The organism is Vibrio sp. Y176, from assembly GCF_033438945.1.
On the sequence record NZ_JAWOQS010000677.1, the window covers coordinates 1 to 645 of the forward strand.

The 645-nt window shown below is 40.0% G+C and carries 1 pseudogene; it reads left to right on the forward strand.

Annotated features, from left to right (window positions below):
* Positions 1 to 645 (forward strand): annotated as a pseudogene (locus R7O13_RS28020) (hypothetical protein); the annotation flags it as partial.

A 645-nucleotide genomic window follows, 5' to 3' on the forward strand; every position in this document is an offset into this window, starting at 1 on the left:
ACTCCTGTGATATTGAAGGCTACACAATAAGTTTTTTTAATGGTGTTGCTACGTCGAAAGACGCTGCGGTCGAGGGAAGGAAGAAAATAGAATCAACCCTTGGTATCAAGCAATTCAACGGTGAGCCAGTTGAATATCAACTGTTCTACAATGACGCTTACATTGAAAGTAACGGGTTGAATGTCTTAGCTGATTTTGCTGAAACTTTTGATCAAAGAACACAAGAGTTGGGTCAAAAGCAATTTGACCGATGGGAAGCGTTTTGGGAAATCGTTAGCGGACGTCAGGACAGTTCCATCATCCAAAAAATTAGTGCGACTTTTTCATGGTTTAAAGGGTTTGTTTCTGACCTTGTCAGCCAAGGTATGAATACGATGATTCGTGAGTTTTTGCAGCTCTTGAGTACTTCGATTGATTCACCTGATACTGAAAAAACTCAGATGCAGCATAAACTCATCAATGATTCCAATACATGGAAAGGCAAAAAGCTAATTTATATTGCTCACTCGCAAGGAAACTTATGGGTGAACCAATCTTACAAGTATGTTGTTTCTCAATTAGGATACGACGCTGATAATATTCACGTGGTTCGTATTGCGCCGGCCTCGGCAACATTAACCCCTGATGGTGACTATATTTTATCAA